Source organism: Trichocoleus sp. DQ-A3, from assembly GCF_039961975.1.
Classification (GTDB): domain Bacteria; phylum Cyanobacteriota; class Cyanobacteriia; order Cyanobacteriales; family FACHB-T130; genus FACHB-T130.
This window is the reverse complement of sequence record NZ_JAMPKC010000012.1, coordinates 17,662-41,042: the sequence shown is the minus strand read 5'-3', so window position 1 is coordinate 41,042 and position 23,381 is coordinate 17,662. Positions and strand designations below refer to the sequence as shown.

Annotated in this window: 23 protein-coding genes; 14 read left to right on the top strand and 9 right to left on the bottom strand. The window is 43.1% G+C overall.

What is annotated here, in order from left to right; all coding sequences use genetic code 11:
- Positions 1–34: 34 nt before the first annotated feature.
- Complete coding sequence (gene hemC / locus NDI44_RS17710) at positions 35–1,006, bottom strand: hydroxymethylbilane synthase (protein WP_190411275.1); 972 nt, start codon at positions 1,004–1,006, stop codon at positions 35–37.
- 318 nt (positions 1,007–1,324) lie between these two features.
- Between hemC and NDI44_RS17705 the strand changes: the two genes are divergently transcribed.
- Positions 1,325–2,104, top strand: a complete 780-nt coding sequence (locus NDI44_RS17705; protein WP_190411350.1) for a Uma2 family endonuclease — start codon at positions 1,325–1,327, stop codon at positions 2,102–2,104.
- A 198-nt stretch (positions 2,105–2,302) separates the two neighbouring features.
- Positions 2,303–3,157 (top strand): hypothetical protein, encoded by an 855-nt coding sequence (locus NDI44_RS17700; protein WP_190411274.1) that lies wholly within the window; start codon positions 2,303–2,305, stop codon positions 3,155–3,157.
- 466 nt (positions 3,158–3,623) lie between these two features.
- Here the strand turns inward: NDI44_RS17700 and NDI44_RS17695 are convergent, their stop codons facing one another.
- Complete coding sequence (locus tag NDI44_RS17695; RefSeq protein ID WP_190411272.1) at positions 3,624–4,049, bottom strand: lysozyme inhibitor LprI family protein; 426 nt, start codon at positions 4,047–4,049, stop codon at positions 3,624–3,626.
- Positions 4,050–4,150: 101 nt separating this feature from the next.
- Here NDI44_RS17695 and NDI44_RS17690 point away from each other — a divergent pair, with 101 nt between their 5' ends.
- The 4 genes from NDI44_RS17690 (at position 4,151) to NDI44_RS17675 (ending at position 7,161) form a co-directional block, all read left to right on the top strand.
- Positions 4,151–5,242, top strand: coding sequence for an alpha-hydroxy acid oxidase (locus NDI44_RS17690; protein WP_190411271.1), 1,092 nt, complete (start codon positions 4,151–4,153; stop codon positions 5,240–5,242).
- A 209-nt stretch (positions 5,243–5,451) separates the two neighbouring features.
- Complete coding sequence (locus NDI44_RS17685) at positions 5,452–5,646, top strand: hypothetical protein (protein WP_190411270.1); 195 nt, start codon at positions 5,452–5,454, stop codon at positions 5,644–5,646.
- A 65-nt stretch (positions 5,647–5,711) separates the two neighbouring features.
- On the top strand, positions 5,712–6,476 hold the full coding sequence (locus NDI44_RS17680) for a pentapeptide repeat-containing protein (protein WP_190411269.1): 765 nt from the start codon (positions 5,712–5,714) through the stop codon (positions 6,474–6,476).
- A 49-nt stretch (positions 6,477–6,525) separates the two neighbouring features.
- Positions 6,526–7,161, top strand: a complete 636-nt coding sequence (locus tag NDI44_RS17675) for a TenA family protein (protein ID WP_190411268.1) — start codon at positions 6,526–6,528, stop codon at positions 7,159–7,161.
- A gap of 193 nt (positions 7,162–7,354) precedes the next feature.
- On the opposite strand, the gene NDI44_RS17670 is transcribed toward NDI44_RS17675, so the two are convergent.
- Positions 7,355–8,248: an Npun_R2821/Npun_R2822 family protein gene (locus NDI44_RS17670; RefSeq protein ID WP_190411267.1), complete on the bottom strand. Its 894-nt coding sequence runs from the start codon at positions 8,246–8,248 to the stop codon at positions 7,355–7,357.
- A gap of 10 nt (positions 8,249–8,258) precedes the next feature.
- Positions 8,259–9,263: an Npun_R2821/Npun_R2822 family protein gene (locus NDI44_RS17665; RefSeq protein ID WP_190411266.1), complete on the bottom strand. Its 1,005-nt coding sequence runs from the start codon at positions 9,261–9,263 to the stop codon at positions 8,259–8,261.
- An 86-nt stretch (positions 9,264–9,349) separates the two neighbouring features.
- Between NDI44_RS17665 and NDI44_RS17660 the strand changes: the two genes are divergently transcribed.
- The 4 genes from NDI44_RS17660 (at position 9,350) to NDI44_RS17645 (ending at position 13,732) form a co-directional block, all read left to right on the top strand.
- Positions 9,350–10,291 carry a glycosyltransferase family A protein gene (locus tag NDI44_RS17660; RefSeq protein WP_190411265.1) on the top strand — a complete coding sequence of 314 codons (942 nt, stop codon included), beginning with the start codon at positions 9,350–9,352 and terminating at the stop codon, positions 10,289–10,291.
- A 76-nt stretch (positions 10,292–10,367) separates the two neighbouring features.
- Positions 10,368–11,447 carry a hypothetical protein gene (locus tag NDI44_RS17655; RefSeq protein ID WP_190411264.1) on the top strand — a complete coding sequence of 360 codons (1,080 nt, stop codon included), beginning with the start codon at positions 10,368–10,370 and terminating at the stop codon, positions 11,445–11,447.
- Positions 11,448–11,511: 64 nt separating this feature from the next.
- A complete protein-coding gene (locus tag NDI44_RS17650; protein ID WP_190411263.1) occupies positions 11,512–12,603 on the top strand; it encodes a hypothetical protein in 1,092 nt (363 codons plus the stop codon).
- Positions 12,604–12,670: 67 nt separating this feature from the next.
- Positions 12,671–13,732: a hypothetical protein gene (locus NDI44_RS17645; protein WP_190411262.1), complete on the top strand. Its 1,062-nt coding sequence runs from the start codon at positions 12,671–12,673 to the stop codon at positions 13,730–13,732.
- 170 nt (positions 13,733–13,902) lie between these two features.
- Here NDI44_RS17645 and NDI44_RS17640 read toward each other — a convergent pair whose 3' ends face one another.
- Both NDI44_RS17640 and NDI44_RS17635 read right to left on the bottom strand, forming a co-directional pair.
- The gene (locus tag NDI44_RS17640) at positions 13,903–15,003 is read right to left on the bottom strand and encodes a polysaccharide pyruvyl transferase family protein (protein ID WP_190411261.1); all 1,101 of its coding nucleotides are present in this window, start codon (positions 15,001–15,003) and stop codon (positions 13,903–13,905) included.
- Between the two features lie 73 nt (positions 15,004–15,076).
- Positions 15,077–15,937 (bottom strand): FAD-binding protein, encoded by an 861-nt coding sequence (locus NDI44_RS17635; protein WP_242036990.1) that lies wholly within the window; start codon positions 15,935–15,937, stop codon positions 15,077–15,079.
- 444 nt (positions 15,938–16,381) lie between these two features.
- Between NDI44_RS17635 and NDI44_RS17630 the strand changes: the two genes are divergently transcribed.
- Together NDI44_RS17630 and NDI44_RS17625 are read left to right on the top strand one after the other, a co-directional pair.
- The gene (locus NDI44_RS17630; RefSeq protein WP_190411260.1) at positions 16,382–16,540 is read left to right on the top strand and encodes a hypothetical protein; all 159 of its coding nucleotides are present in this window, start codon (positions 16,382–16,384) and stop codon (positions 16,538–16,540) included.
- Between the two features lie 161 nt (positions 16,541–16,701).
- Entirely contained in the window at positions 16,702–17,700 is a 999-nt protein-coding gene (locus NDI44_RS17625) for a glycosyltransferase (RefSeq protein WP_190411259.1), read from the top strand.
- Positions 17,701–18,027: 327 nt separating this feature from the next.
- Here NDI44_RS17625 and NDI44_RS17620 read toward each other — a convergent pair whose 3' ends face one another.
- From NDI44_RS17620 to NDI44_RS17610, 3 genes are all read right to left on the bottom strand, one after another.
- Positions 18,028–20,046, bottom strand: a complete 2,019-nt coding sequence (locus tag NDI44_RS17620) for an ABC transporter ATP-binding protein (RefSeq protein WP_190411258.1) — start codon at positions 20,044–20,046, stop codon at positions 18,028–18,030.
- Positions 20,047–20,089: 43 nt separating this feature from the next.
- Positions 20,090–21,301: a glycosyltransferase gene (locus NDI44_RS17615; protein WP_190411257.1), complete on the bottom strand. Its 1,212-nt coding sequence runs from the start codon at positions 21,299–21,301 to the stop codon at positions 20,090–20,092.
- A 244-nt stretch (positions 21,302–21,545) separates the two neighbouring features.
- Positions 21,546–21,752 (bottom strand): hypothetical protein, encoded by a 207-nt coding sequence (locus tag NDI44_RS17610; protein WP_190411256.1) that lies wholly within the window; start codon positions 21,750–21,752, stop codon positions 21,546–21,548.
- A 171-nt stretch (positions 21,753–21,923) separates the two neighbouring features.
- On the opposite strand from NDI44_RS17610, the gene gloB reads away from it, so the two are divergent.
- Both gloB and rplI read left to right on the top strand, forming a co-directional pair.
- Entirely contained in the window at positions 21,924–22,697 is a 774-nt protein-coding gene (gene gloB / locus NDI44_RS17605; RefSeq protein WP_190411255.1) for a hydroxyacylglutathione hydrolase, read from the top strand.
- 134 nt (positions 22,698–22,831) lie between these two features.
- Entirely contained in the window at positions 22,832–23,290 is a 459-nt protein-coding gene (gene rplI, locus NDI44_RS17600; protein WP_190411254.1) for a 50S ribosomal protein L9, read from the top strand.
- Positions 23,291–23,381: the final 91 nt, after the last annotated feature.

Below are 23,381 nucleotides of genomic sequence, written 5' to 3'. Positions count from 1 at the left end.
GATCGCCTACCCGATTTTGGATTTTGATTTTGGATTAATGACCGCGTCCGACTTCGGTAAAAATCTCTTCTAAAATTGCCGAAGCTCCCTGTTCCCGTAACCGATGGGCAAGCTGAATTCCGATTTGTTCGGCATCGCTGGCAGCACCGCTAACGGTATCTTTAATCATCCGCTTGCCGTCTAAACTGGCAACCATGCCCGTTAAGGTGAGGGTATCGCCGTCAATCTGAGTATTCACCCCGATTGGCACCTGGCAGCCACCTTCTAGGTTCCGTAAAAAGGCTCTTTCGGCGTAGCAGCGTTGGGCAGTGGGTTGATGCTCTAGTACCTTGAGTAATTCCAAAATTTCGGTGTCACCAGCACGGCATTCGATGCCTAAAGCACCTTGTCCGACAGCATGGAGGGATACTTCAGGGGCAATAACTTGATGAATGCGATCGCTCATTCCCAGGCGGTGCAATCCTGCTACTGCCAAAATAATTCCGTCGTATTCACCTGTATCTAGTTTTGCGAGTCGGGTGTTTAGGTTGCCCCGAATATCTTTAAAGGATAGGTGAGGATAGTGGTGGCGCAGCTGTGCCAGTCGCCGCAGGGAAGAGGTTCCAATTACAGCCCCTTCTGGCAGGGTTTCCAGTTGCTTATCTTTGTGCTTTTCATGCACGACAAGGGCGTCTGCCGGATTTTCCCGTTCGCTAACGCATCCTAAAACCAATCCTTCTGGCAAGTTGGTAGGCAAATCCTTCAGGGAATGCACGGCAAAGTCTGTCTCTTGATTGAGCATTCCCAGTTCGAGTTCTTTCGTAAAGAGTCCCTTATCGCCAATCTTGGCTAAGGCAACATCTAGAATTTTGTCCCCTTGAGTCGCCATCGTGTGGACTTCAAAGGTACATTCGGGAAAGTGTTTCTGGAGTTGTTCTTGCACCCAGTAAGTCTGGACGAGTGCGAGTTGGCTTTTGCGAGAACCGATGCGGATAGTACGAGCCGGACTAGAAACTGTAGGAGACATAAAGCGATCGCCTGAACACAGCAAATAAAGTCACCTGTTCTAGACTACCGCAGCCGTAGCTGTAATAGGTCTGGAGTTTGATGCCAACGCTCTCAAGATAAGTTAAGTAATATGAATTCTCCCCTGTGCTGGAAGCGAGATACTCATCGCTAATTTACGTCTAGCAGGGACAGGGTACTTAATAGAGCGATCGCCTGAACACAGCAAATAAAGTCACCTGTTGCAGACTACCGCAGGCGTGACTTCTATAGGCTGGTGAGATGAGCCGATACAGTAGGAACAGTAGACTCTACTTAACGATTGTTACTAATGCTCCCGATGTTTCGGCTGAAGTACCCCGTTGAGCAAACCAATCCGCCTCTTTCTCCGAGGGAAACTCTGCCCACGATGTACGATTTACCCAGTGAAGATTCAGAGGAACCCGGATTGCCTGACGAGTTTCACGATTTGCAACCTCAGCTGCTGAGTTTCACCTTTTCTCCGCCTAGCTATCCACCAGAACAAGTATTCAGCGCCAGTGACTTAAATCTTTACTACGATGTCCGTCATCAAAATTGGTATAAACGTCCTGATTGGTTTGGAGTCGTGGGAGTACCGAGGCTTTATGACCAGCAAGATTTGCGCTTGAGCTATGTAATTTGGCAAGAAGGAATTAGCCCGTTTGTGGTGGTAGAATTACTGTCTCCTGGCACAGAAAAGGAAGACTTGGGACAGACTACAAGGGAAGCCAATCAACCCCCAACGAAGTGGGAAGTCTACGAACAGATTTTGCGAGTGCCTTACTATGTAGTATTTAATCGCTACACCGACCAATTACGAGCCTTCACTCAAGTATCTGGTCGTTACCAAGAATTAGACTTAACCGAACCTAGAATTTGGATACCGACGCTGGAATTAGGTTTAGGTTTGTGGCAGGGAGAGTATCAAGGTAGCAATCGCCAGTGGTTGCGCTGGTATGACGCTCAAGGCAACTGGATTCCCACTGAGGCTGAAATTGAGAGACAACGAGCGCAACAAGCAGAACAACGAGCGCAACAAGCAGAACAACGAGCAGAGGAACTGGCTCAACGGTTGCGAGATTTAGGAATTGAACTGTAACCAATCCAAGCAAGGAGATTTAGTTAATATTATAGGCGATCGCAACAACTGGCTCTAATACCTTATATGTAAGCGGATCGACTTTCCTAAATAGCCTGGAGTTTGGCAATGAGCTTAAAAGAGAATGAAATGTTGGAGCAAATCGCCCAACTTATCGCTAGTGCGGATCGACTTTCCTAAATAGCCTGGAGTTTGGCAATGAGCTTAAAAGAGAATGAAATGTTGGAGCAAATCGCCCAACTTATCGCTAGTTTGCCAAGCGATTACCATCTGCCATATCTGAGGACAGATGACCAAATTAGCGAATGGCATCTATCAAGAAATACCCAACTCTTAATTGCTGAATGCTGGAAAGCAAAATTTATCACAAAGCAGGGCGATCCCATTGCTATATCTCTGGATAGGAAAGAAATTTCTAAACATAAGTACGAGCTGATTTGGCTAACAGTAAACCGTTATAAAGCTCAGTGGGAGCTTGTCCAGATAGCAGAACCGTATCTAAAAAAGACTCATTCAAGATTGACATATGTTTCAGTTTATGATAAATATTTCCCCAAACCAATTAGTAAATTATGGTGTAAGTTTTTTAAAAGTATTTCTACTAAAAAGTATCCTTTTGAATCTTCCTATGACTTATTTGAGGATTCTTTAAAGGAAGAAGTGGATGGTAGCTTTTCCTGGTGCTTAAGACCCTACTACGATGTAACCCTTAAGAAATGGACAAAAGGAATTAAGCAATTAATCAAAGTTTTTGAACAGGAAAAGTCAGAAGAACTTTATACGCAACAAACTCCAATAGAAGTTGAAAAGCTAAAAAGCAATTTTGGCTGGGACAAACTTGAATTTTCATGGATGGGAATGACACTTATTGTATGCCAATTTGCACTGCTGTCAGATCCATTACTGAGGAGTAAATTAGTGGAATATAACCAATTACTACAAGAGAGCTTTAAATTAGTCGCCACTATTAGCCGTAAACTTCCTGGTTTCGCATGGAAAAGAGGGAAAGTGGTTTATGCTTCTAAAACTGGTGGAGTCTACCCTGAAGATTAACAAAACTTCACATCAGGATCAAGCTTCAGCTGCCGCAAGGAAAAAAACCCTATTTTGGAAAAGTCCGCTCTAAACCTTACTGAGGTAGACTTTCCCATGATTTATATCCTGCTGCTTCCACAACAAGAGCTTGATGTAGTTACTGAGCTAGATTGCTACAAGAATCAGATTGAAGAGCTTCAAGCTCAAGTAAATTACCTGGAAGCAGAAAACTCTAGTTTGAGGATGACTATCCGCGAACTGCAATGTCGTGTTGATCCGTACTCTGCAAATGGGGATGCAATTTGCAATTCGCCTTGGTAGCGGAAAATCCAGTAGTCCTCAACCCTGGCTCTAGGAGTTAGGGTTATTTCTTTGATATAAAGCAGAATATATCTAGTTGCAGAGATAGAACTGAGATAGAACTGGAATGGAGCGATCGCATTCTTCACCGATTTCATTTCAGTAGTGCGATCGCATTCTTGCTTTACCTATCAGCGTTGCTTAGATATTGCTCTAATTGCGCTGTCCGCTGTTTTGTTACTTCTGCAAGGCAACTGCTATAAATCATCGGTTCCATTGTTCCGCCTGCAAATTCAGTTCTTTCATAAGTACAACTAGCATCTCTAAACTTGATCCAAGCTTGCTGCGCTGAAATTAATTTCTGTCGCCGCGAGCTTTGCAATCTTGGTAGGAGTTGTTTGTATATTTGGTTCAACTTTTTATCTGCATTTTGGTAATCTATTCCAGCGCAAGCATTCATTTCTCCTTGAGTCTGAGGATTGTTGCAGTTAGGTCGTTGAGCTAGGCGGATTCCCGATACATCTGGTGTTGCGTTTGCATTTGTCACCGCCGCAGTACCTAAACTGAGCAAAGCTGCCACACCTACAATTGCGGGTAATAACTTATTCATGGTCAAATCTTGAATTCTGTGTAGCCAATAACATAGCAAAAAGGTCATAGCAACAAAGTGAAATGCGATCGCTCTTGATGAGCATCGGCTAGCATTGGCAAATGACTAACCTTGTTAGACCTATTAATCTATTTGAGTACGAAAGGCTAGCCAACCAGCACCTCTCTCAGATGGCGCTGGATTACTACGCTAGCGGTGCTTGGGACGAAATCACGCTGCGGGATAATCGAGCAGCCTTTGAGCGCTACAAACTCCGTCCTCGGATGCTGGTAGATGTCAGCCAGCGGGATTTAAGTACCACGATCCTCGGTCAATCTCTACAACTGCCAATTCTCATCGCACCAATGGCGTTTCAGTGTTTGGCGCATCCAGACGGTGAAATTGCTACTGCCAAAGCTGCGGCAAAAATGGGAACCGCGATGGTATTGAGTACCTTAGCAACCAAAAGTATAGAAGAAGTTGCCAGCGTCGCGAATCAGACACCGCAGTGGTTTCAGTTGTACGTGCATCGCGATCGCGCCCTTACCCGTGCTTTGGTAGAACGCGCCTATGCTGCCGGTTTCCAAGCGCTGTGTCTGACAGTTGATGCGCCTCTGCTGGGTAAGCGAGAGCGAGATACGCGAAATCAGTTTGTTTTGCCATCGGGGATGGAACTGGCTAATTTAGCGACGTTGACAGATTTAGAGATTTCCTATAAACCCGGCGAATCGGGTTTATTTGCCTATTTTTTAGAGCAGCTAAACCCAGCGCTAACTTGGAAGGATTTGGAATGGGTGCAATCTCTATCGCCTTTGCCCTTGGTGGTAAAAGGGATTTTGCGAGGAGATGATGCGCTTCGGGCGGTGGAACATGGAGCCAAAGCGGTGATTGTTTCTAATCACGGGGGCAGACAATTGGATGGAGCGATCGCTACGATTGATGCTCTGAGTGAGGTAGTTGCGGCTGTAGGGGACACCGCAGAAGTTCTGGTGGATGGGGGCATCCGTCGCGGCACTGATGTCCTCAAAGCCCTGGCATTAGGAGCAAAAGCCGTATTGTTAGGACGCCCTGTGTTGTGGGGATTAGCAGTAGGGGGAGAGGCGGGTGTCCGACACGTACTGGAGCTTTTGCGAGATGAACTTGATTTAGCGATCGCTTTGAGTGGCTGCGCCAAGTTACAAGATATTGACTCCAGTTTGGTGCTGCGGTTGTAGGAATGCTTGGTGTTGCGCTTGCCGATGAGAAGATGCGATCGCGCCTTTAAGACGGTAAATTCGCTGTATGTGACTAGGATCACCCAGTCCTGGAAATACGATCACATTTTCTCGGGCATGTCAATCACCTAATGTTAGATAAAAACTATTCATATTAGTAGTATCAGAATCTTATGCGCTAATTTATCTGCTGTGGGGGGGAGTTTGAGATGCTGGAAAAACTAATGGTAGCCGCGACTCTAACATTCTCTCTCAATGTATTTTTGGGACATAGCTGGTCAACTGCCCCTCAAATGGCATCAGAACTCAACTTGCAAGAAACCGCATCGCAAATCATCAGCCTCTTACCTCGCCCAAATACTCACACTCCAGAGAATGGCAGCGGTTCTAATTCTGTACGATAAAGCTTGATGTTTTCCCGAATGGTTTATGCTGGGGAAAATAGAGAGCTACCGCTGCACAACTCGATATGAAACCCCAAATCGCCGCAACAGCAGCACTGCTGACGACACTTTCCCTTGCTGCTCCTGCAAAAGCTGAAAACGTCGAACATACTAGACAGTTATTAGCGACTAAACAGTGTTCGCAGTGCGACCTCAGTGGTGCGGGTCTAGCTTTAGCTGACTTATCAGGAGCTAATCTCATTGGCGCTGATTTGAGCCGTGCTAATCTCAGTCGTGCCAACTTGAGTGGAGCCGACCTCAGAGGTGCAAATCTGAGCGGGACTTCTCTATTTGGGGTCAATCTGAGCGGTGCAAACTTGACAGGTGCGAACCTGGCAGGCGCTGACCTAAGAGAAACTTTTCTTGTTAATGCAAATTTGGCGGGTGCTAACATCAATGGTGCTAACTTGCAGGCTGCTATTGGCATCCCTAGCTACGCAGCCACGCCTGAAGATTTCTACGCTTGGGGTGTAGCCGAGGGTCAAAAAGGAGACCAACAAGGTGCAATCGATCATTTCAACCAATCGCTGGCTCTTAAGCCCAACTTTGCCCCCGCCTATCTAGCCAGAGGAGTAGCGCGTTATCAAATGGGCGATCGCTCCGGAGCCGTTCTGGATTCTCAGAAAGCTTCCGAACTCTTTACCATCCAGGGAAATATTCAGGGCTATCAGACTAGCCAAGTTTTCATTAAAGAGCTAACAACACCTTTGCAGGAAGCGGGTAGCAGCGGCGGAAATTTGGCGAATTTCCTAGGAGGTATTGGTAGCTTACTCCTCCGATTGCTTTTTTAATTCTGCTAGGGTGGGTTAAAATCCCTGCCCAGTGTTTACGAGTCAGTTTATGACGATATCCAGCGATTTGTGGCAGGAAAATCAAGATTTAGCACAAGCCTGCCTCAAGCATCCTTTTGTCCAAGGCATTGCCGACGGCACGCTACACCAGGAGCGATTTGCTTACTATGTGGGGCAAGACGCCTTTTTCTTAGAAGCTTTTGCCCGTGCCTATAGCATTGCTGCGGCTAAAGCTCCCGACACGCAGGGATTTAATACGTTTCATTCCCTAGCTGGGGGCGTTTTAGATGAACTTTCCCTTCATCAAGGCTATGCAGATGAGTGGGGAGTCAACTTGCAAGCAGTAGAACCGGGAGCCGCTACACGCCGCTACACGGACTTTTTATTAGCAACAGCTTGGAGTTCGGAGGTCAGTCTAATTGCTGTGGCAATGGCACCCTGTATGCGTCTGTATACTTTCTTAGGTCAGCAGATAGCTCAGAGTGGAATAAAAGACCATCAATACACTAACTGGATTCGCACTTATAGCAGTGAGGAATTTGAGCAACTAGCTCAGAAATTAGAAAATCTGGCTGATCGTTATGCCTCTACCACAGCATCTTTGAAATCAACTTACCGCTATGCGATGTTGTGCGAACGAGACTTTTTTCAAGCTGCCTGGGAGGCTATTGATTTAAAAATCTAGATTTCAATTGATAGCAATTCTCGATTGGATGCAGTACGGTTTAACCCTATCTCTGTGTCTTCCCGCTCACCCAGAAGGGTTTAATATTCTCTCCCCTCTCCGTGAAGGTCGAGAGGTTGGGGGTGAGGTTCCGAGTTGAAAAGCAGTGCGGGTTAAGAAGATGTTTCTAAATATTATTGCAAGAACTCTATTTTTATCCCTTGATTTTATCCTTGATTTGCTGCCACAAGCTTTTTTTCTTCTGAGTGAATGCTAATTGAGCTGGTTTAGGTTCATTCAGATAACGATAGTGTTCCCAAATATCCCAATACGAACCACCTGGCTGTAAACGGACGCCCGCCCAGTGTACAAACTTCAGAGGTTGATTAACTTTTGGATCGACTAATTTATAGCCTTCCTGCTTAAAATGCGGGCTTCCTGCCCAATTTCCAGGCCCCTTCCCGTTTTCTCGAACAATATTAAATCGTCGAGGCATTCGCTTTAATACGAGATAATTAAGAATCGTTTGGTCGGAGTTCAAGACATAAAAATATTCAGGATGAGATGCACAGAACTCAAAAGTATCTTGCAAATCTTGTTGAGTAATTAGGTTTTTCTTGGAACCCCAAAAACCACTATTGAAAACATCTTTCAATTCGTCTTCAGAGAAAATTTCTGTGATTTTGGGTGTAAAAACTTGTTTAATGCCTCCTGTGTATTGATAATCACAGCAGATAAAATCATTGTTTGCAAGATAATTAAGATTTTCTATAATTTTTTCAAATACAACAATATCAGTATCAATATATAGAAATTCATCGAAAGAACCAAACCAACAGGCTAACTTTCGAAGCAAATTGGGTCTATCTAAAAGGTTGTCACCACAGGTCTGCTTGACTAAAGCATCTATCTTTTCTAATAACTGTAAATCTTCGTATATTTTTACCCCATGAGACTTAGTAATAATATCAGCGATCGCTTGATACTGATTGTTATAGGGAATCATCACAATCGGACTATCAGCATCATAAGCACGAATGCTATTCAATAGCGCGATCGCATTATCAATTACGCGATCGTTAGCAAGAATATAAATACCACGACTCATTCAAATATCCTCAACTGGTGAATCCAATTTTCTTTAAAACTCTTTTGGCTAAACTTGGAGCCTGATTGTAAGGTGTCGGTTTGGTTGTAAACTTGGGGCGCTTCTCTGGTTCGTGAAGATAGCGATAATACAAGAAAATATCCCGATAGGGAAAATCAATATTTTCTCCCTCACTAATCCGAGAAAACAATTTTGATGACAGCCCAATATAGTGTAAATAGGTTAGTCGTTTTCCCCGATCGTACAGAATATTATCCCTAGCTTCAAAATGGGGAGAAGTAACCGCATTTCCAGTCTTTTGGTCGTCAGGTAAATGCAGCGCTAAGTTATAAACTGGAATCTCGCCTCTCATCGTCATATAGTTAAGAACTGATTGGTTAGGCGCTGGCATAAATAAAATTTCTGCTTCACCTTCCTCTAGCTTGGATACTAACCAATCTCTTTGTTCTTGGGGAAATAACCCTTGCTTCCCGGCGTACATTCCGGCACAAAATATCTCTGTGCTAAGCCGGTTTTTATCAACAACTTCTAATAATTTTGGTGACTGGAGATTAAAGATATGATTGGGAGATTTATACTGAAAATCATAAACTACAAAATCATTCTCATTTAATTTATCAAAGATAATCTTTAAGGAATCCATGACTACGATATCGGCATCTAAGTAGATAAACCTTTCAAAAGGGCTATCCGCATCAAAGGCGCAGTATCGCCGATTCATGCCTATACGATTAACACCGGGGATTCCTTGTTCTTGCCAAGTCTTTAAAGCAGTTGGATGAGCTGCCCATACCCGTTTAGAAAAATCTTCCCAACGAGCAAACAAGTTAACATCATCCAGCAAGGTTACATTTTCCCGATTAGCGATTTCCGCGCGAACTCGATCTACTCGATTATCATAGGCAATAACGCAGACTGGGATTTCTTTACCGACATTGACTTCTATGCTATTTAATAGAGCAACGAGTTGGTCGTAGACTACATCATTCGCTAGTGTATAGATGCCGTCTGTCATATAAAAATCCTCAGCAGGTTAATTTGAATAATACATTAAAATCTTTTTAGGAGCTTCCTGATGTCTAAAACACAAAGGCAGAATTAATGTCAATTGCTAGCTGTTCACTGTGGATTTTGGTAGCGCGAACCGATCTGCCGTTCATGATGCACACCATTCCTCATCTAGTGAAGATGAGTAAATTCAAGTTTAGCGAACGGGTGTTGGCTGTAGATACGGCACCGCTAACGGGGGACAAAGTCGGGCGTCCAGGCATCGGTACTCTAGAACAGTTACGGGAGCGCTGCGATCGCTTGCTGCGCGATGGTGTGGTAGACAAGGTAGTCGATATAGACTACTCCGGAGCCTATCACGACCGAGTATATCGCAAACATTTTGGCAGCCGCATCCGGTATACACATAACTATAAGGGCTACCCCATTTTGGGCACGATTTTTCACATTGAAGAAGCCCAAGGTGACTATATGCTTCACTATGACAGCGATATGCTGCTCCATCAGCAACCCGATTATAGCTGGGTAGAAGAGGGGATGAAGTTGATGCAACAACACCCGGAAGTGATGGCAATCAGACCGCTGACTGGGCCACCGACGGAGGATGGTAATATGTATCAACGGGTGCCCTATGAGCGCAACCCGCATGGTTTCTATACATTTAAGTTTTTCAGCAGTCGCATTTACTTAATTGACAAGAAGCGTTTCGACAAGTTACTTCCATTACCAGTGCTGTGGCGTCCTTATCGGCAAAAGATTGCCAATCGGTTGCCAGTGAGGTTACAAACGATATTGAACAATATCGCTGGTAAAGGGGCTTTGGATTCTTGGGAAGTGATGGTATCGAACCAACTGGAGGCGACGCAGTATGTCCGAGGGGTTCTCGATTCTCCGAAAGCCTGGACGGTTCATCCAAAAGACCGGGGTTCAGAATTTATCGAAGCTTTACCTAAAATAATCGAGAAAGTTGAAACAGGGTGGTATCCTCCGGAACAAGCCGGTCATTATGACCTTCAGTTGAAACATTGGCTTTGACAGAGCGTTTGAAGATTTCTTGTATTGCTTGATTTTCAAGATTTACCGTAGTTATCCATGCTTATCTCCATCCCTCATGGCTGAACAGCTTCCAACGATTTATTTTTATCTTCCCGAATCGGACTGGCCTGATAGCAACATTCCGGTGAATCCTGAAACTTATCAAGAAGTTTATAAAAGTGGTAAATGCACTGGCACGTACAACTGGATATTACAAACCTATCTTCGGCTGAAAGCTGATGGTTTTCCCTGCGAAATTGCCGGGAAATTACCTGCTGAGGGTATTGTTGTTGCGTGGACAAGTACTGTACCAAACGATCTGCGACCGGGGCCAAAACTAATATTAGTGGTTGTTTGTGGAGATAAAGGGAAACACCGTTACGCACAGCTTCATGTTGTCCAAAATCGCCAGGAAATGCTTTATCCACACGTACATGTTGGGGATAAATATCTGTTTCCCGGAGAAAAGTATTACATTCCGCATTGGCCTCAACCAGGGTTGATCCCGCGAGATCCAGCACGAGGCGATCGCTTTGAGAATGTTGCCTATCTGGGTCGTAAAGAAAATTTGGTAGTTGAACTGAGGCAACCGTCATGGCAGGAGCAGATGAATGCCTTAGGTTTGCGGTTTCAGGTAGTGAGAAACCCGATTCAATGGGGCGACTATAGCGAACTTGATGCAATCGTGGCTGTACGCAGCTTGAATCGTAAAAATGATTACTACTGGAAACCGGCTTCAAAGCTCTACAACTCCTGGATTGCTGGTGTACCTGCAATTCTAGGACGATGCGAGTCGGGGTACCGTTGGGAGCGCAAAAGCGAACTTGACTACCTAGAAGCAGGTTCTATTGATGAAGTGATTCTGGCACTGAAACGTCTTCGCGATGACAAAGAGTTGCGTCGTGCGATGATTGAAAATGGTAAGCTCCGTGCGAAGGAACTACAACCCGATCAGCTCACCACACAGTGGCGCACCTTTTTAACAGACATAGCAATTCCAGCTTACGAACGCTGGTGTACGGCTTCAAATTCGACCAGGAAAGTATTTTTAACACGCCGTGACTTAGCCACACAAACAAAGGGAATTCGCATTCGCCTAAGCAACTTAGTACATAAGGTTAAAAGTAGCTTTAGAAGACCGTTAATTGGTCAGTAATTCAGTAGTCTAGTTGATTGGTACCTCTACTCCTCTACTAATTTAGTCACATTTTTATACCATTATGATTGACAGTTTACCACCAATTTATTTTTATCTTCCGCAGTCAGACTGGCCTACTACTAATATCTTGGAGAGTCCTGAGGCTTACCGAGAAGCTTATAGCAGATGTAAATCCACCGGCTCGTATAACTGGATTTTACAAACCTATCTTCGCCTTAAAGCTGATGGCTTCCCCTGCGAATTGGTAGGAGAGATGCCTATTGAGGGTATTGTTGTGGCGTGGACAACTACTGTACCTAACAATTTGCAACCAGGGCCAAAACTATTACTAATTGTTGTTTGTGGAGATAAATCAAAACACCGCTACGCACAGCTACATGTTGTACAAAATCTCGAAGAGATGCTCAAACCCTATAGGCTGCTCGGAGATAGATATTTGCTTCCCGGAAAAAAATATTATATTCCCCATTGGCCTCAACCAGGGTTGATCCCGCGAGATCCAGCACGGGGCGCTCGCTTTGAAAATATTGCTTATTTGGGTCGGGAAGAAAATGTAGTAGCGGAACTAAAGCAGCCGTCGTGGCACCAGCAACTTAATGCCTTAGGTTTGCGTTTTCAGCTAGTCGGTACCCCTGTAGGCTGGAACGACTACAGTGGGGTTGATGCCATTCTGGCAGTACGTAGCTTCGGTCGCCAAAATGACTTTCACTGGAAACCTGCTTCAAAACTTTATAACTCTTGGTATGCTGGTGTACCTGCGATTCTTGGTTGCGAGTCAGCCTACCAAGCCGAGCGCAGAAACGAACTCGATTATATAGAAGTGACTTCGCTGGATGAAGTAATCCAAGCTCTCAAGCGACTTCGCGATGACAAAAAATTACGTCAGGCAATGGTTGAAAATGGTCGGCTACGTGCAGACGAACTACAACCTGAGAAACTTGTAGAGTGTTGGCGCACCTTCTTAACAGATGTAGCAATCCCAGCTTATCAACGCTGGTGTACATCCTCAAATTTGACTAGAAAAATATTTTTAACCCGCCGCGAACTAGCCGTTCAAACAACGGAAATGCGAAAGAGCTTACAACAAATGCGAAATTCGGCAGGGCTTCGCAGCGGAATCCGCTCAGCTATTTCCAAAGCCAGAAGAGTTTAAAACTTTTGCACAATTAATGCTGCTACGAGAGCCATGCTTCCCATAATCTCTTATTATCCCCACCCGTATGACTGATAGGTTGCCAAAAATTTATTTTTATATTCCCCAACATGATTGGCCTGCTGGTGAGCTACCAGAGAGCATTAACACTTACTGGCAGTGGCAGTGTTCTATAAATGGCGGTCGTGGTATATACAATTGGACGCTGCAAACGTATCTTCACCTTAAAGCGGATGGGTTTCCATGCGAACTTGTAGGAACCATACCTAGCGAAGGGATTGTCATTGCACATCGAGACTCCCTGCCAGATGATCTGCAACCTGGAGCAAAATGGCTACTCGTTTGCATTCTAGGGGATAAAGCACGACACCCCTATGCACAGCTGCATACCGTGCAAAATCCTCGCGAAGAGATGCTTTTATGGCCCTTCTGGAAGAGCGAATACATACGGTTTTGGCCACAGCCAGGGTTGATTCCTCGCAGTGTTACTAGAGGAGATCGATTTGAGAATATTGCTTTTGTTGGTCGTGAGAGAGAACTGGCCTCTGAACTGTTAGATTCGTCATGGCAGGAACATCTGAATGCTTTAGGACTGTCCTGGCAGATAGTAAGCCGCGATCGCTGGAATGATTACAGTGAAATTGATGCAGTTCTCGCTGTGCGCGACTTTAATGGTCAAAAAGACTATTCTTGGAAACCAGCTTCAAAACTAATTAATGCATGGCATGCAGGCGTACCGGCAATATTGGGGCGTGAGTCTGCCTTCCAACTTGAGCGAAAAAGTGAACTTGATTACATAGAAGTAAATTCTCTTGGGGAAGCACTTGCAGCACTCCAACGTTTGTGTAACGAGCCACAATTACGTCGTGCAATGGTTGACAATTGTCGAATTCGTTCGGAAGAAACTCACCCTGCAAAGCTCGTTGCTCAATGGCGCAGCTTCTTAACAAATGTAGCTGTTCCAGACTATAAGCGCTGGTGTATGGCATCCAATTTGACTAGACATACGTTCTTGATACGCCGCGATCTAAATATTAAAACGCAGGGTATGCGAAGCCAAATTCGTCGCGTACGAGGAAAGATAACAGCGCCTGTAAAATCAGTTATAGCTCAAGTCAAAAACACCTAAAATTTCAAATGTAAAGAATACAAAATTTGTTTTTGACACCTTATAGCAAATAAAGTGATGCAAACTATATTGATTGAAATCTTGCACCTTATTATCGCTACTGGCACAGAGCATGAGAATAATTCTAAAGCTCTGCTTGATAGAGTATTGGCTGCAAAATTCCAACTTCACTATTCTTGTTTGCTATCAAGAGCATTGAATAAATACGTCTTAGACCTGAAAACCTCTTTTTCTAACTTTTCGTCAACCAAGGCATAATTAATTTTTAAATACTCTTCCGTTATAGAACTAACCGAACATGTATCTAAAACAACACGATTTTCTAATCCAAAAAGTTGCAGCAAATCGTTAGTTTTATTAGCTTTCTTTTTATTAGCAAATACAGTAAAAGACTTCTTAAATATCAGTGAAAATATCGTTCCATGATAAGTATTGGTAACAACATAAGAAGCTTTACTAAAATATCCTAACCATTCCTGTGGACTAATATTTATGAAATTTTTATCAGCAACTTGATCGTATTCCCCAATAGAAATAATAACTAAATTTTTAACTTTAGCTACTGCTCTAACAAAGTTTTGTTGCTCCTGATTCAAAGGTGTTTGATTGTAAATTAAAAGATATTCCTCTGTTAACTTAGGAACTGAGGTAATTTTGCTGTACTCAACCAAAAAAGTCGGATCGAGGACTTTTACTGCTTCTCTGCCACATTCTTGTTGAACTAAACGTAAACTATTGGAGTCTCGAACCGCAACAGCATTAAACTGGCTGATTAGTTTACAGATTATTTCTTTATGTTTTCCTAGAGTCTCTGTTTTACCAAAACTAGCAGCATAACTAACTTTTTGGCAAGTCATTTCCTCACTTAGAAAATCTAAAAAGTAGGAAGGATCAAAGCCGCGAAAGTAAGTATCAATACACCAAATTTGATCGCTACCGCACACGACTATATCGTAATTACCGTATAATTCTTTTAAACCAGTTCTTACATAAGATTTTTTTCGGCTTAGACGTACTTTAGAAAGTAAAAATCTTCTCATCTTCCAAGCCTTGATCAAATTAGATAAAGCTTGGCGATTTACTATAAACTTATTACTTTTTTGCTGAATAGGCTGAATTTCTTTTAAATAGTGCCTGACAGCTTTGTGAGGACGATAATCAATAAATTCAACGTCAAAACCTTGTTCTTTAATAATTGTCCACAATGCATAGGCTTGAAGAGTTGCACCGTAGTTAGTTGTATGGTGAAAAGTGAGAATTCCTACTCTCATTTTTTTATCCTAATCTGTAATTTTGGAACAAACCGTCGAATTTAGTTGGATTGATTAAATTTGGGAGGTTTATTTAATCTACAGTAATTAATTCAAGTTCAGCTTTTTTACCATTTATTAGATGCAAAAACTTGGCAATCTTAATAAGAATTAGTATTGATTTACTGTCTACAGACTTATTAAGGATCCAGTTATAAGTTTTAGAAGAAAAGGATGTTTTTCCAATTTTAAATCCTTTTAATCGGTTTAATATGCGATGATCGGCTAATTTAAACACGGAGCCACAATTAGGTGCTGAATTATCTTGAAACTTTTTTGACCATTTACATCTTTCTGCTATAGGATTTTGTTCGATGGTTACTTGGTTGAATTTAAAGATAGCGCTTAATATAAGGCAAGAATGAATACCTGTAAATACAGTCTCTCGATAACCTTTAACAATGTTCTCTCTTCCAAGCGTTTTTATGGTATTACTTTCAAAATCAAAAAAAGTGACACTTTCGACAAAGTCGTATATAGTACACTGGTGTTGTCTACCACGACCAGCATTCATAGCTAAGGCACCTCCGATTGTTGCTGGGACTGATGCGAGGTAATAAAAAGAGTCAAAGGAGTTTTCATAACAATATTTGAGTACATCTATTAAGAAAACAGAGGAACACACTTCAAGCCTGTTATCCGGAAGAGGTTGCAAATGTTTATTCATCTGATTCTTTAGTATTAATGATTTAATCTTCTTTTTCGCAAACAAAGTATTAGATCCATTACCTAATATATATATTTTAACATGATTGGATTTAGCCCAATTACAATATTCGTAGAACTCTTCTAAAGTATGAAACTCAGCATATTTCTCGAAATAATGTAAAGAGCGATAAAAAGACAAGTTACTGTCTGTAATAGATTTAATATTTTCCATTACTGAAAAATTCATGAAAATATTTACTTAACAATCGGCATAGTGAAGTTTATAACACTTTGATAGATGGATGTCATTAAAAAAGTAATAAATTTATAAAATCTTTATACTAGTCTCACTTTTTGAGGCGGCTACTTTATCTTGGCACTACAATATAAAATTTCTAAAGTTTATATGTAAAGGAATTGCTAGCTCCTAGCCTTACTAAGCTAGTTCGCTGAATTCTTCTGTAGTCTTTACCAAGCTATCAACTAGTAACTTGAAAAGTAATCGTTGGCAAGAGTTGCTCTCTGGAACGGCTTGGCTTAACTTGAAGATGCGATCCCATTGCGCCTTTCAAAGATAGTCATGCTACCATAGTCGAGCCCGCCCTAAGGAAAGGCAACACGGACGAGCCTCGTTGCACGGTAGCGCAGCTTTCTAACAGATTTGGCAGTTCCAGCTTACGAGCGCTGATGTATGGCATCAACTTTGACTCAGCAAACATCTCTGAAGCGCCGTTACCTAGCGGTGGAAACGAAAGATTTAAGGCATCGCATCCGAATTGCGCGATCGCAGGTGTTCCGTCCCGTAAAATTATTGGTATTGCGAGTAAGAGAAGCATGGAATTTCCGTTAAATTGATAATAACGACAACGCTCAGTAACACTTAGTGGTGCAAAGTAGCTCTATTTACTGTCAATTTAACAAACCTCTAGGCAAGGAAAGAAAAGCAGCTTTTTGATTGCAGATTTTATATGCCTAGATTCTCTAGCAACGCCTGCTCCTCTTCATACCATTATGACTGATGAATTACCGCCAATATATTTTTACCTTCCCCAATCGGACTGGGTTGAGGATATGCCAAAGAGTGCCGATACTTACTGGCAAGGTTTTGGACAAGGTATATACTGTTGGACGCTACAAACTTACCTTCGCCTCAAAGCAGATGGATTTCCGTGTGAACTAACAGGAACCATGCCTACTGAGGGAATCGTATTAGCACATCGGCGATCTTTCCCCTTTGCTTTACAGCCACAAGCAAAATTGCTGATGGTTTGTCTGAAGGCAGACTACGAGCGACATCCCTATGCACAGCTTCATGTTGTGCAAAACCCTCAAGAAGAATCGACCTTCAAAGATAGTTCCTACATTCCACTTTGGTCGCAACCAGGGTTAATTCCTCGCGATCCTGCACGAGGAGATCGATTTGAGAATGCTGCCTACTTTGGTATTACGTATAACTTAGCATCTGAACTAAAGAAGCCATCCTGGCAGGAGCATCTGAAGGCTTTAGGTTTGAGTTGGCAGATAGTGAAGTCTGAGCGCTGGAACGACTACAGTGATGTCGATGTAGTCGTAGCTGTGCGTAGCTTTGATCGCCAAGATTACACCTGGAAACCTGCCACGAAGTTGATTAACGCCTGGTGTGCTGGTGTACCGGCAATTCTAGGGACAGATTTTGCATTCCGAGCAGAGCGCCAAAGCGAACTAGACTATTTGGAAGTACCTTCCCTTGAGGATGCGATCGCTGCTCTCCAGCGCCTTCGTGACGACAAAGAGTTGCGGCGTGCCATGATGGAAAACGGTCGAGTCCGTGCTGAGAAAACACAACCGGTGAGGCTAGTTATACAATGGCGCAACTTCCTCACAGATGTAGCCGTTCCAGCCTATGAACGCTGGTGTACGGCATCAACTTGGAGCCGACAAACATTTTTGCAGCGCCGTTCCTTATCTATCAAAATAAACAGCGTGCAACATCGCATACAACTACTTGCATCAGGAAGTAAAAAAAACTAAAAACTTAGAAACTTATTTATTTAAATCAATCGGAATTACAACAAAACTCAGGGGTTTATCAATTTAAGCAGCATCGTCTGAGCGCTACAAATCGTATACATGGACATATTATTTGTGTTCATTTAACATTCTTCATATCTTTTTAGGGAACACATACATATCACAAGAATGAATTATTTTATCAAACTTGGACTTATCAAATCCCCTATTGTAAATTTGGAAAAGACGCTTTTCAAATCAAAGATAAAGTACAAGAAATTTTAGATTCTTGCAAAAGTTGAAAAGCGTAAGTGCATTAATGTTTTGAAGAATAACAATAGATAATTTTTATTTCATCTTAGAGCTATCTTCGAGAAATTCTAAAGTTCTGAGCAGGCGAATTGCTGACTCGTAGGCTTCTTCGGTTAATTCGCGTGACTCTTCTGTACTGTCTACCAAGTCATCAACCACTAGCTTCAGAAAACCAATCATGGGGTTCAGACGAGACCGAACTTCGTAAGAAGTTTTGACTAAAGCTTCATTAACGGCGGCTTTAATGACATTTTGAGTTGTTTCAGAGAACTGCATTGAGTACAGACGGGTATAGTAGCCGTTTTTCTTTAAAAGTTCCGCATGAGTACCGAGTTCCACAACACGACCTTTTTCCATTACAGCAATTTGATCGGCTTTTTGCACGGTGGAAAGGCGGTGAGCAATGACAACTGTTGTGCGATCGCGGCAAAGTTCATCAATCGCCTGTTGCACCAAACGTTCTGAAACGGTATCCAGGGCACTGGTGGCTTCATCCAAAATTAGAATCTCTGGGTTGCGTAGCAGTGCGCGAGCGATCGCAATCCGTTGTCGTTGTCCTCCCGATAGCAAAACTCCGCGATCCCCAATCGTTGTATCAAATCCTTGGGGTAAGTTCACAATGAATTCGTAGGCATTTGCTCGTTTAGCCGCTTCAATTACCTCTTCCTCAGTCACTCTCTCCCAGGCATAGGCGATGTTGTTGCGAACGGAATCATTAAATAGAAAGGTATCTTGACTGACAATGCCCATCGCTTTTCTCAGCGAGTGCATGTCAAATTCCTTCATATTTTTTCCATCTATCGTGATGCGACCCTCTGTCGGATCGTAAAATCTTGGTAGCAGATCGACCAGCGTTGACTTGCCTGCCCCCGATGCTCCGACTAAAGCAAGAGTTTTCCCTTTAGGAATCCATAAATCTATCTTGTTTAGAACTAAATCGTCATTCCCCGGATAGGCAAAAGACACGCCCTCAAAACGAATTTCCTCTTTAAATCCGGCGTAAGGAACTCCACCGCTCACCATTAATGGCTTGTTATCCCGGCGCAAGAAATCTGTCACTACTTCAACGCTAGGAGCAGAGTTGGCAAATTCACCCCTCGCACTGTTTAACTGACCCACAAAAGGGAGTAATCGGAACAGCACAACTAGATAAGTCAGCAGTACTGCCGAGAGCGACTCCAACTGCTGTAAAAATAAAGCACGACCTAACAATACAATTGCTAATACAACAATAATTCCCGATACTTCGTTGATAGGTCCAATCGCTGCCGAGTTCGCTTGCGATTGTAATTCTGCTTGTTCTCGATCCTTAATCAGTTTGTTTAGTCGCTCGAATTCCCGCTCTTCATTACTAACACTTTTGATGAGCCGAATCCCAGTCAAAACTTCAAGTTGGGCACTAGAATAAGCCTTTGATGCTCTTGATACTGCCTTCCCAAATTTTTTAGAGCGCTGGATATAAAATTGATTTGGCAGCGTTACTAAAATCAACAAAACTGTAGATGCTAAGGTCAGTTGCCAAGAAATTAGTAACAATATCCAGACAAATACTAAAATTGTGACTGCTGTGATAAATAGCCGTATTAAAACGCGAATTGAACTAGCAGTACGACTAACTTCTTGTCCTAACCGATTGATGATATCTCCAACTTTCGTCTTTGCAAAATATTCAATATCGACATCCAATAATAGCTTAATTCCTTCTTTACGAATATCGTTGACCAAGGATTTAGATAAGTAGCTACCGACTATAGAGCTTATATAGCTAGTCACATTTTTTAGAATAATGGCTAGTAATACTGCCGCAGTCATTGCGATGAGACGATTTTCTCCAGTAAAACCGTCAAACACGGATAGCATTCTCCGAATCAGGGGGGGGCCTCCGGTTAAATTCAGCTGATTCTGCCCTAAAAAGTCCAGCACTACTGGCACAATTAAGGTTGTACTCACTCCATTAAATAGAGCGCCGGAGAAGCCCAGAATAACCGTCGCTATGACTAAGACGGGATACCGTAACGCAAATTGTAGAAGTAACTTATTAGAGTTTGAAAACATACTTTCTCTTCTGCTACGAAGCGAGCTTCACTTGATTGATAGTCTAAACTTTTCCAGCTAGTTGCAAATCTTTAATCACATCAGATAGTATAGATGCCATTGTCTCGGTACTATAGTGGGATATACATCTTTCTCTTGCTTTTATACCCTGCTGATTTGCTTCATCTAAATGCTCGAATATCCATTGGATTTTTTCAGCAATTTCTTCTGGAGATTCAGGAGCAACTAGATAACCTGTGCCGCCTAGAATCTCTGGAATATCGCCAACGTAAGTAGACAAAATTGGCTTTGCCATTGCCATTCCATCTGTTAATTTGAGCGGGAACTGAGCCTGTGCGGCGGGGGTATCTCGTTGGGGAACAACCACAATATGGGCAGCGGCTACCACAGCAGGCATTTCTGAAACTGGATATTTTGGTAGTTTGATAATCCAACGCTCCCACTGTTTCATTAATTGATTATCGTAGGCATCGTAGGGACTTCCCCCAACAATTACGAGTCTAAGGTCTGGCTGATTCAGCCGGTCTAGTGCTGCTAAGACATCTTCAAGACCTTTGTACGGTCGTGGCGCTCCTGGAAACATTAAAATACGGTAGCCTGCGAGACCATAACGGATTCTACTTGCTTCAGAATCGAATTGGCTAGGATCGAAAAGAGTAGTATCTTTACCATTCGGTAAATATACGCCTCCAAAGCGATCTTTCAAGAATTGAGTGTGTAATGTAATCGTATCGGCATAAGATACCAAGCTTTCCATCCACTTCAAATAAAGAGGGTGATCTGGATATCTTAATGCCCCATCAGGCTTCAAAGTATCTCTATAAAATTGCTTTAAACTGGGACGATATTTCCATTGCTCGCCTCCATGCCAACTGAGTTCCCAGTCATCTATATCTAAAATAACAGGACAACGAGCTGTTATTTTCTTAATGATAGATAATCCGAAACTTGTAGGTTTCAGTTTTACGGCGTATATAATATCTCCATCAATTTGTTTTATGAGTTTTTGAGCGGCTTTTATAAAACCTGAATGATAAGCGCAAGGAATAGCAACAATTGGTATGTTCGATTGAGCGACTTCTAGTGATTCTTCACCAAAAACAAAACCAAATATTTTTACTTCATGGTTAAGTTTCTTTAAGGCTTCATATAGCAAAAACGTACGAACAGCCCCTCCCCATCTTCCTGCACCACTAGCGGATAGATCGCTTACAATCAATGAAATTTTTAATTTTTTGTTTTGCTGTAAATCCACAAATTTCTAGTTAAATTTAGATAGTTGAACATAGAATAAGCGAGTAATAGTACAGTCTAGCTGAAATAACCAATTTAATCCTTTCTAGAGACTGACTTCATTCTTTATCAGTATAATGGGTGAAGTTAAAATATCAAGAGACTGGAATAAATGTATGTAGGAAAAAACAATGGTAAGTAAATCAGCTAGTAGGGTTCGGTGTCTGTTCGGCATTCCCATCTGCTAAAAAAGAATTGAAGAAGGTCTAGTCAACAAACTTTAGATGACCCGTTTGGATATTGTCAAAGATGCGATTAAGCTGGCGACGTTCTTCGTCTGTCACCAGGTAATCAGAAAGAATAGCCGTTGTCAGATGCAGATACTCGCTTCGGGTCAACTGACCGGCTGACAGGATACGGTCTACCATTTGTTGAATCTGTAGGTTTGACTGGCGTTCTCGTGTCCATGCCATAGGTGGTTAGTGACTCCTCAATTTTCGCCGATTATTTGGTGGCGTCTACTGTCTATTTAAGATTATCTGTTTGCCGTTCGTTGGCATTTGTCTAAAGTTTCTGTAAGAATAATGTTAAGAAATGATAAAGTCCTGTCCCTTTGGGACACTCCCTTACAGAGGCAGTGGTAAATGCAGGTTGACCGAATTCCGGTACTTTCTGACAACTACATCTTTTTGCTGCATGACCCGACTCAGAAGATAGCAGCGGTTGTAGACCCCGCTGAAGCTCAGCCGGTACTGCAACGCTTGCAAGAAATTGACGTGCAGTTGGTAGCAATTTTCAATACTCACCATCATAGCGATCATGTGGGCGGAAATCGGCAGCTGATGCAACGCTTTCCGGATGTCTGCGTGTATGGGGGGGCTGAGGATAAAGGGAGAATTCCTGGGCAACAGGTGTTTTTGCAGGAGGGCGATCGCGTCGAGTTTGCCGGTAGAAGTGGCGAAGTTTTCTTCGTTCCCGGACATACCCGCGCCCATATTGCTTACTATTTCCCGCCAGCAACCGAGGAGGAAACGGGCGATTTATTTTGTGGCGACACCTTGTTTGCCGGTGGCTGTGGCAGGTTGTTTGAAGGTTCACCTACTCAGATGGTGTCAAGCTTGAGCAAGCTCAGGACTTTACCGGATACTACCCGCGTTTGGTGCGCTCACGAATACACTCTGAAGAACCTCCAATTTGCCCTCACCGTCGATGGGGAAAACCCAGATTTACAATCGCGCTATGCTGAGGTCAAAGACGCCCGCAGTCGTTTGGAGGCAACGGTGCCATCGAAGCTAGGAGTAGAAAAACGTACGAATCCATTTTTACGGTGGGACACGCCGACGCTGCAATCAGCGGTGAACAGCCAAGATCCTGTGCAGACTTTTGCTCGACTCCGGGGAATGAAAGATCGGTTTTAGGATTCTGTACCCCTGCAAAGTGGATAAGCATCCGCTGAATTCAGATTTTATATTGCGATCGCTCAACATATTTTCGTAGTATGGAGTGTTCTACCCCACGATTAATTTTCTTTTGTCTGTAGCAGAAAAAAACTATGGCGAAGCGCGTGCAATTAGTTTTGAATCAAGATGTCAGCAAGCTAGGAAAAAGCGGTGACTTGGTTGAAGTCGCTCCCGGCTATGCTCGGAATTATCTAATTCCCCAAAAACTGGGGATTCCTGCCACTCCCGGCTTGCTCAAGCAAGTCGAACGGCGCAAAGAAAAAGAGCGGGTGCGCCTGTTGGAAGAAAAACAGCAGAGCCTTGAGCTGAAGACTGCCATAGAAGCTGTGGGCAGCTACACCATCGCCAAGCAGGTGGGTGAAGAAAATGCCATTTTCGGTACTGTCACGAGCGCAGAAGTGGTGACAGCGATTCTCCAAGCCACTGGGAAGGAAATCGATCGCCGGACGGTTAGTCTTCCTGATATTGGTGAGACAGGCACCTATAAGGCAGAGATCAAGCTACACCCTGAAGTTTCTGCGGTTGTGCAAATTCAGGTGGTGCCCAGCTAATCGGAGTGCCTCGCCCGAAAACTTGAGTCGCCGCCACAACGGTTTGACCAATATTTGCCTGCCAGGGAAGGGGGTTGAGTGAAGCAGGAGT

Coding starts and splice junctions, on each gene's coding strand:
- NDI44_RS17660 (WP_190411265.1), top strand. CDS start 9,350: ATGTCAATTGCTAGCTGTTCACTGTGGATTTTGGTAGCGCGAACCGAT.
- NDI44_RS17625 (WP_190411259.1), top strand. CDS start 16,702: ATGACTGATGAATTACCGCCAATATATTTTTACCTTCCCCAATCGGAC.
- NDI44_RS17670 (WP_190411267.1), bottom strand. CDS start 8,248: ATGAGTCGTGGTATTTATATTCTTGCTAACGATCGCGTAATTGATAAT.
- NDI44_RS17680 (WP_190411269.1), top strand. CDS start 5,712: ATGAAACCCCAAATCGCCGCAACAGCAGCACTGCTGACGACACTTTCC.
- hemC (WP_190411275.1), bottom strand. CDS start 1,006: ATGTCTCCTACAGTTTCTAGTCCGGCTCGTACTATCCGCATCGGTTCT.
- NDI44_RS17640 (WP_190411261.1), bottom strand. CDS start 15,003: ATGAGAGTAGGAATTCTCACTTTTCACCATACAACTAACTACGGTGCA.
- NDI44_RS17665 (WP_190411266.1), bottom strand. CDS start 9,263: ATGACAGACGGCATCTATACACTAGCGAATGATGTAGTCTACGACCAA.
- NDI44_RS17650 (WP_190411263.1), top strand. CDS start 11,512: ATGATTGACAGTTTACCACCAATTTATTTTTATCTTCCGCAGTCAGAC.
- NDI44_RS17675 (WP_190411268.1), top strand. CDS start 6,526: ATGACGATATCCAGCGATTTGTGGCAGGAAAATCAAGATTTAGCACAA.
- rplI (WP_190411254.1), top strand. CDS start 22,832: ATGGCGAAGCGCGTGCAATTAGTTTTGAATCAAGATGTCAGCAAGCTA.
- NDI44_RS17695 (WP_190411272.1), bottom strand. CDS start 4,049: ATGAATAAGTTATTACCCGCAATTGTAGGTGTGGCAGCTTTGCTCAGT.
- NDI44_RS17705 (WP_190411350.1), top strand. CDS start 1,325: ATGTTTCGGCTGAAGTACCCCGTTGAGCAAACCAATCCGCCTCTTTCT.
- NDI44_RS17645 (WP_190411262.1), top strand. CDS start 12,671: ATGACTGATAGGTTGCCAAAAATTTATTTTTATATTCCCCAACATGAT.
- NDI44_RS17690 (WP_190411271.1), top strand. CDS start 4,151: ATGACTAACCTTGTTAGACCTATTAATCTATTTGAGTACGAAAGGCTA.
- gloB (WP_190411255.1), top strand. CDS start 21,924: ATGCAGGTTGACCGAATTCCGGTACTTTCTGACAACTACATCTTTTTG.
- NDI44_RS17620 (WP_190411258.1), bottom strand. CDS start 20,046: ATGTTTTCAAACTCTAATAAGTTACTTCTACAATTTGCGTTACGGTAT.
- NDI44_RS17630 (WP_190411260.1), top strand. CDS start 16,382: ATGGCATCAACTTTGACTCAGCAAACATCTCTGAAGCGCCGTTACCTA.
- NDI44_RS17610 (WP_190411256.1), bottom strand. CDS start 21,752: ATGGCATGGACACGAGAACGCCAGTCAAACCTACAGATTCAACAAATG.
- NDI44_RS17685 (WP_190411270.1), top strand. CDS start 5,452: ATGCTGGAAAAACTAATGGTAGCCGCGACTCTAACATTCTCTCTCAAT.
- NDI44_RS17700 (WP_190411274.1), top strand. CDS start 2,303: ATGAGCTTAAAAGAGAATGAAATGTTGGAGCAAATCGCCCAACTTATC.
- NDI44_RS17635 (WP_242036990.1), bottom strand. CDS start 15,937: ATGAATTTTTCAGTAATGGAAAATATTAAATCTATTACAGACAGTAAC.
- NDI44_RS17655 (WP_190411264.1), top strand. CDS start 10,368: ATGGCTGAACAGCTTCCAACGATTTATTTTTATCTTCCCGAATCGGAC.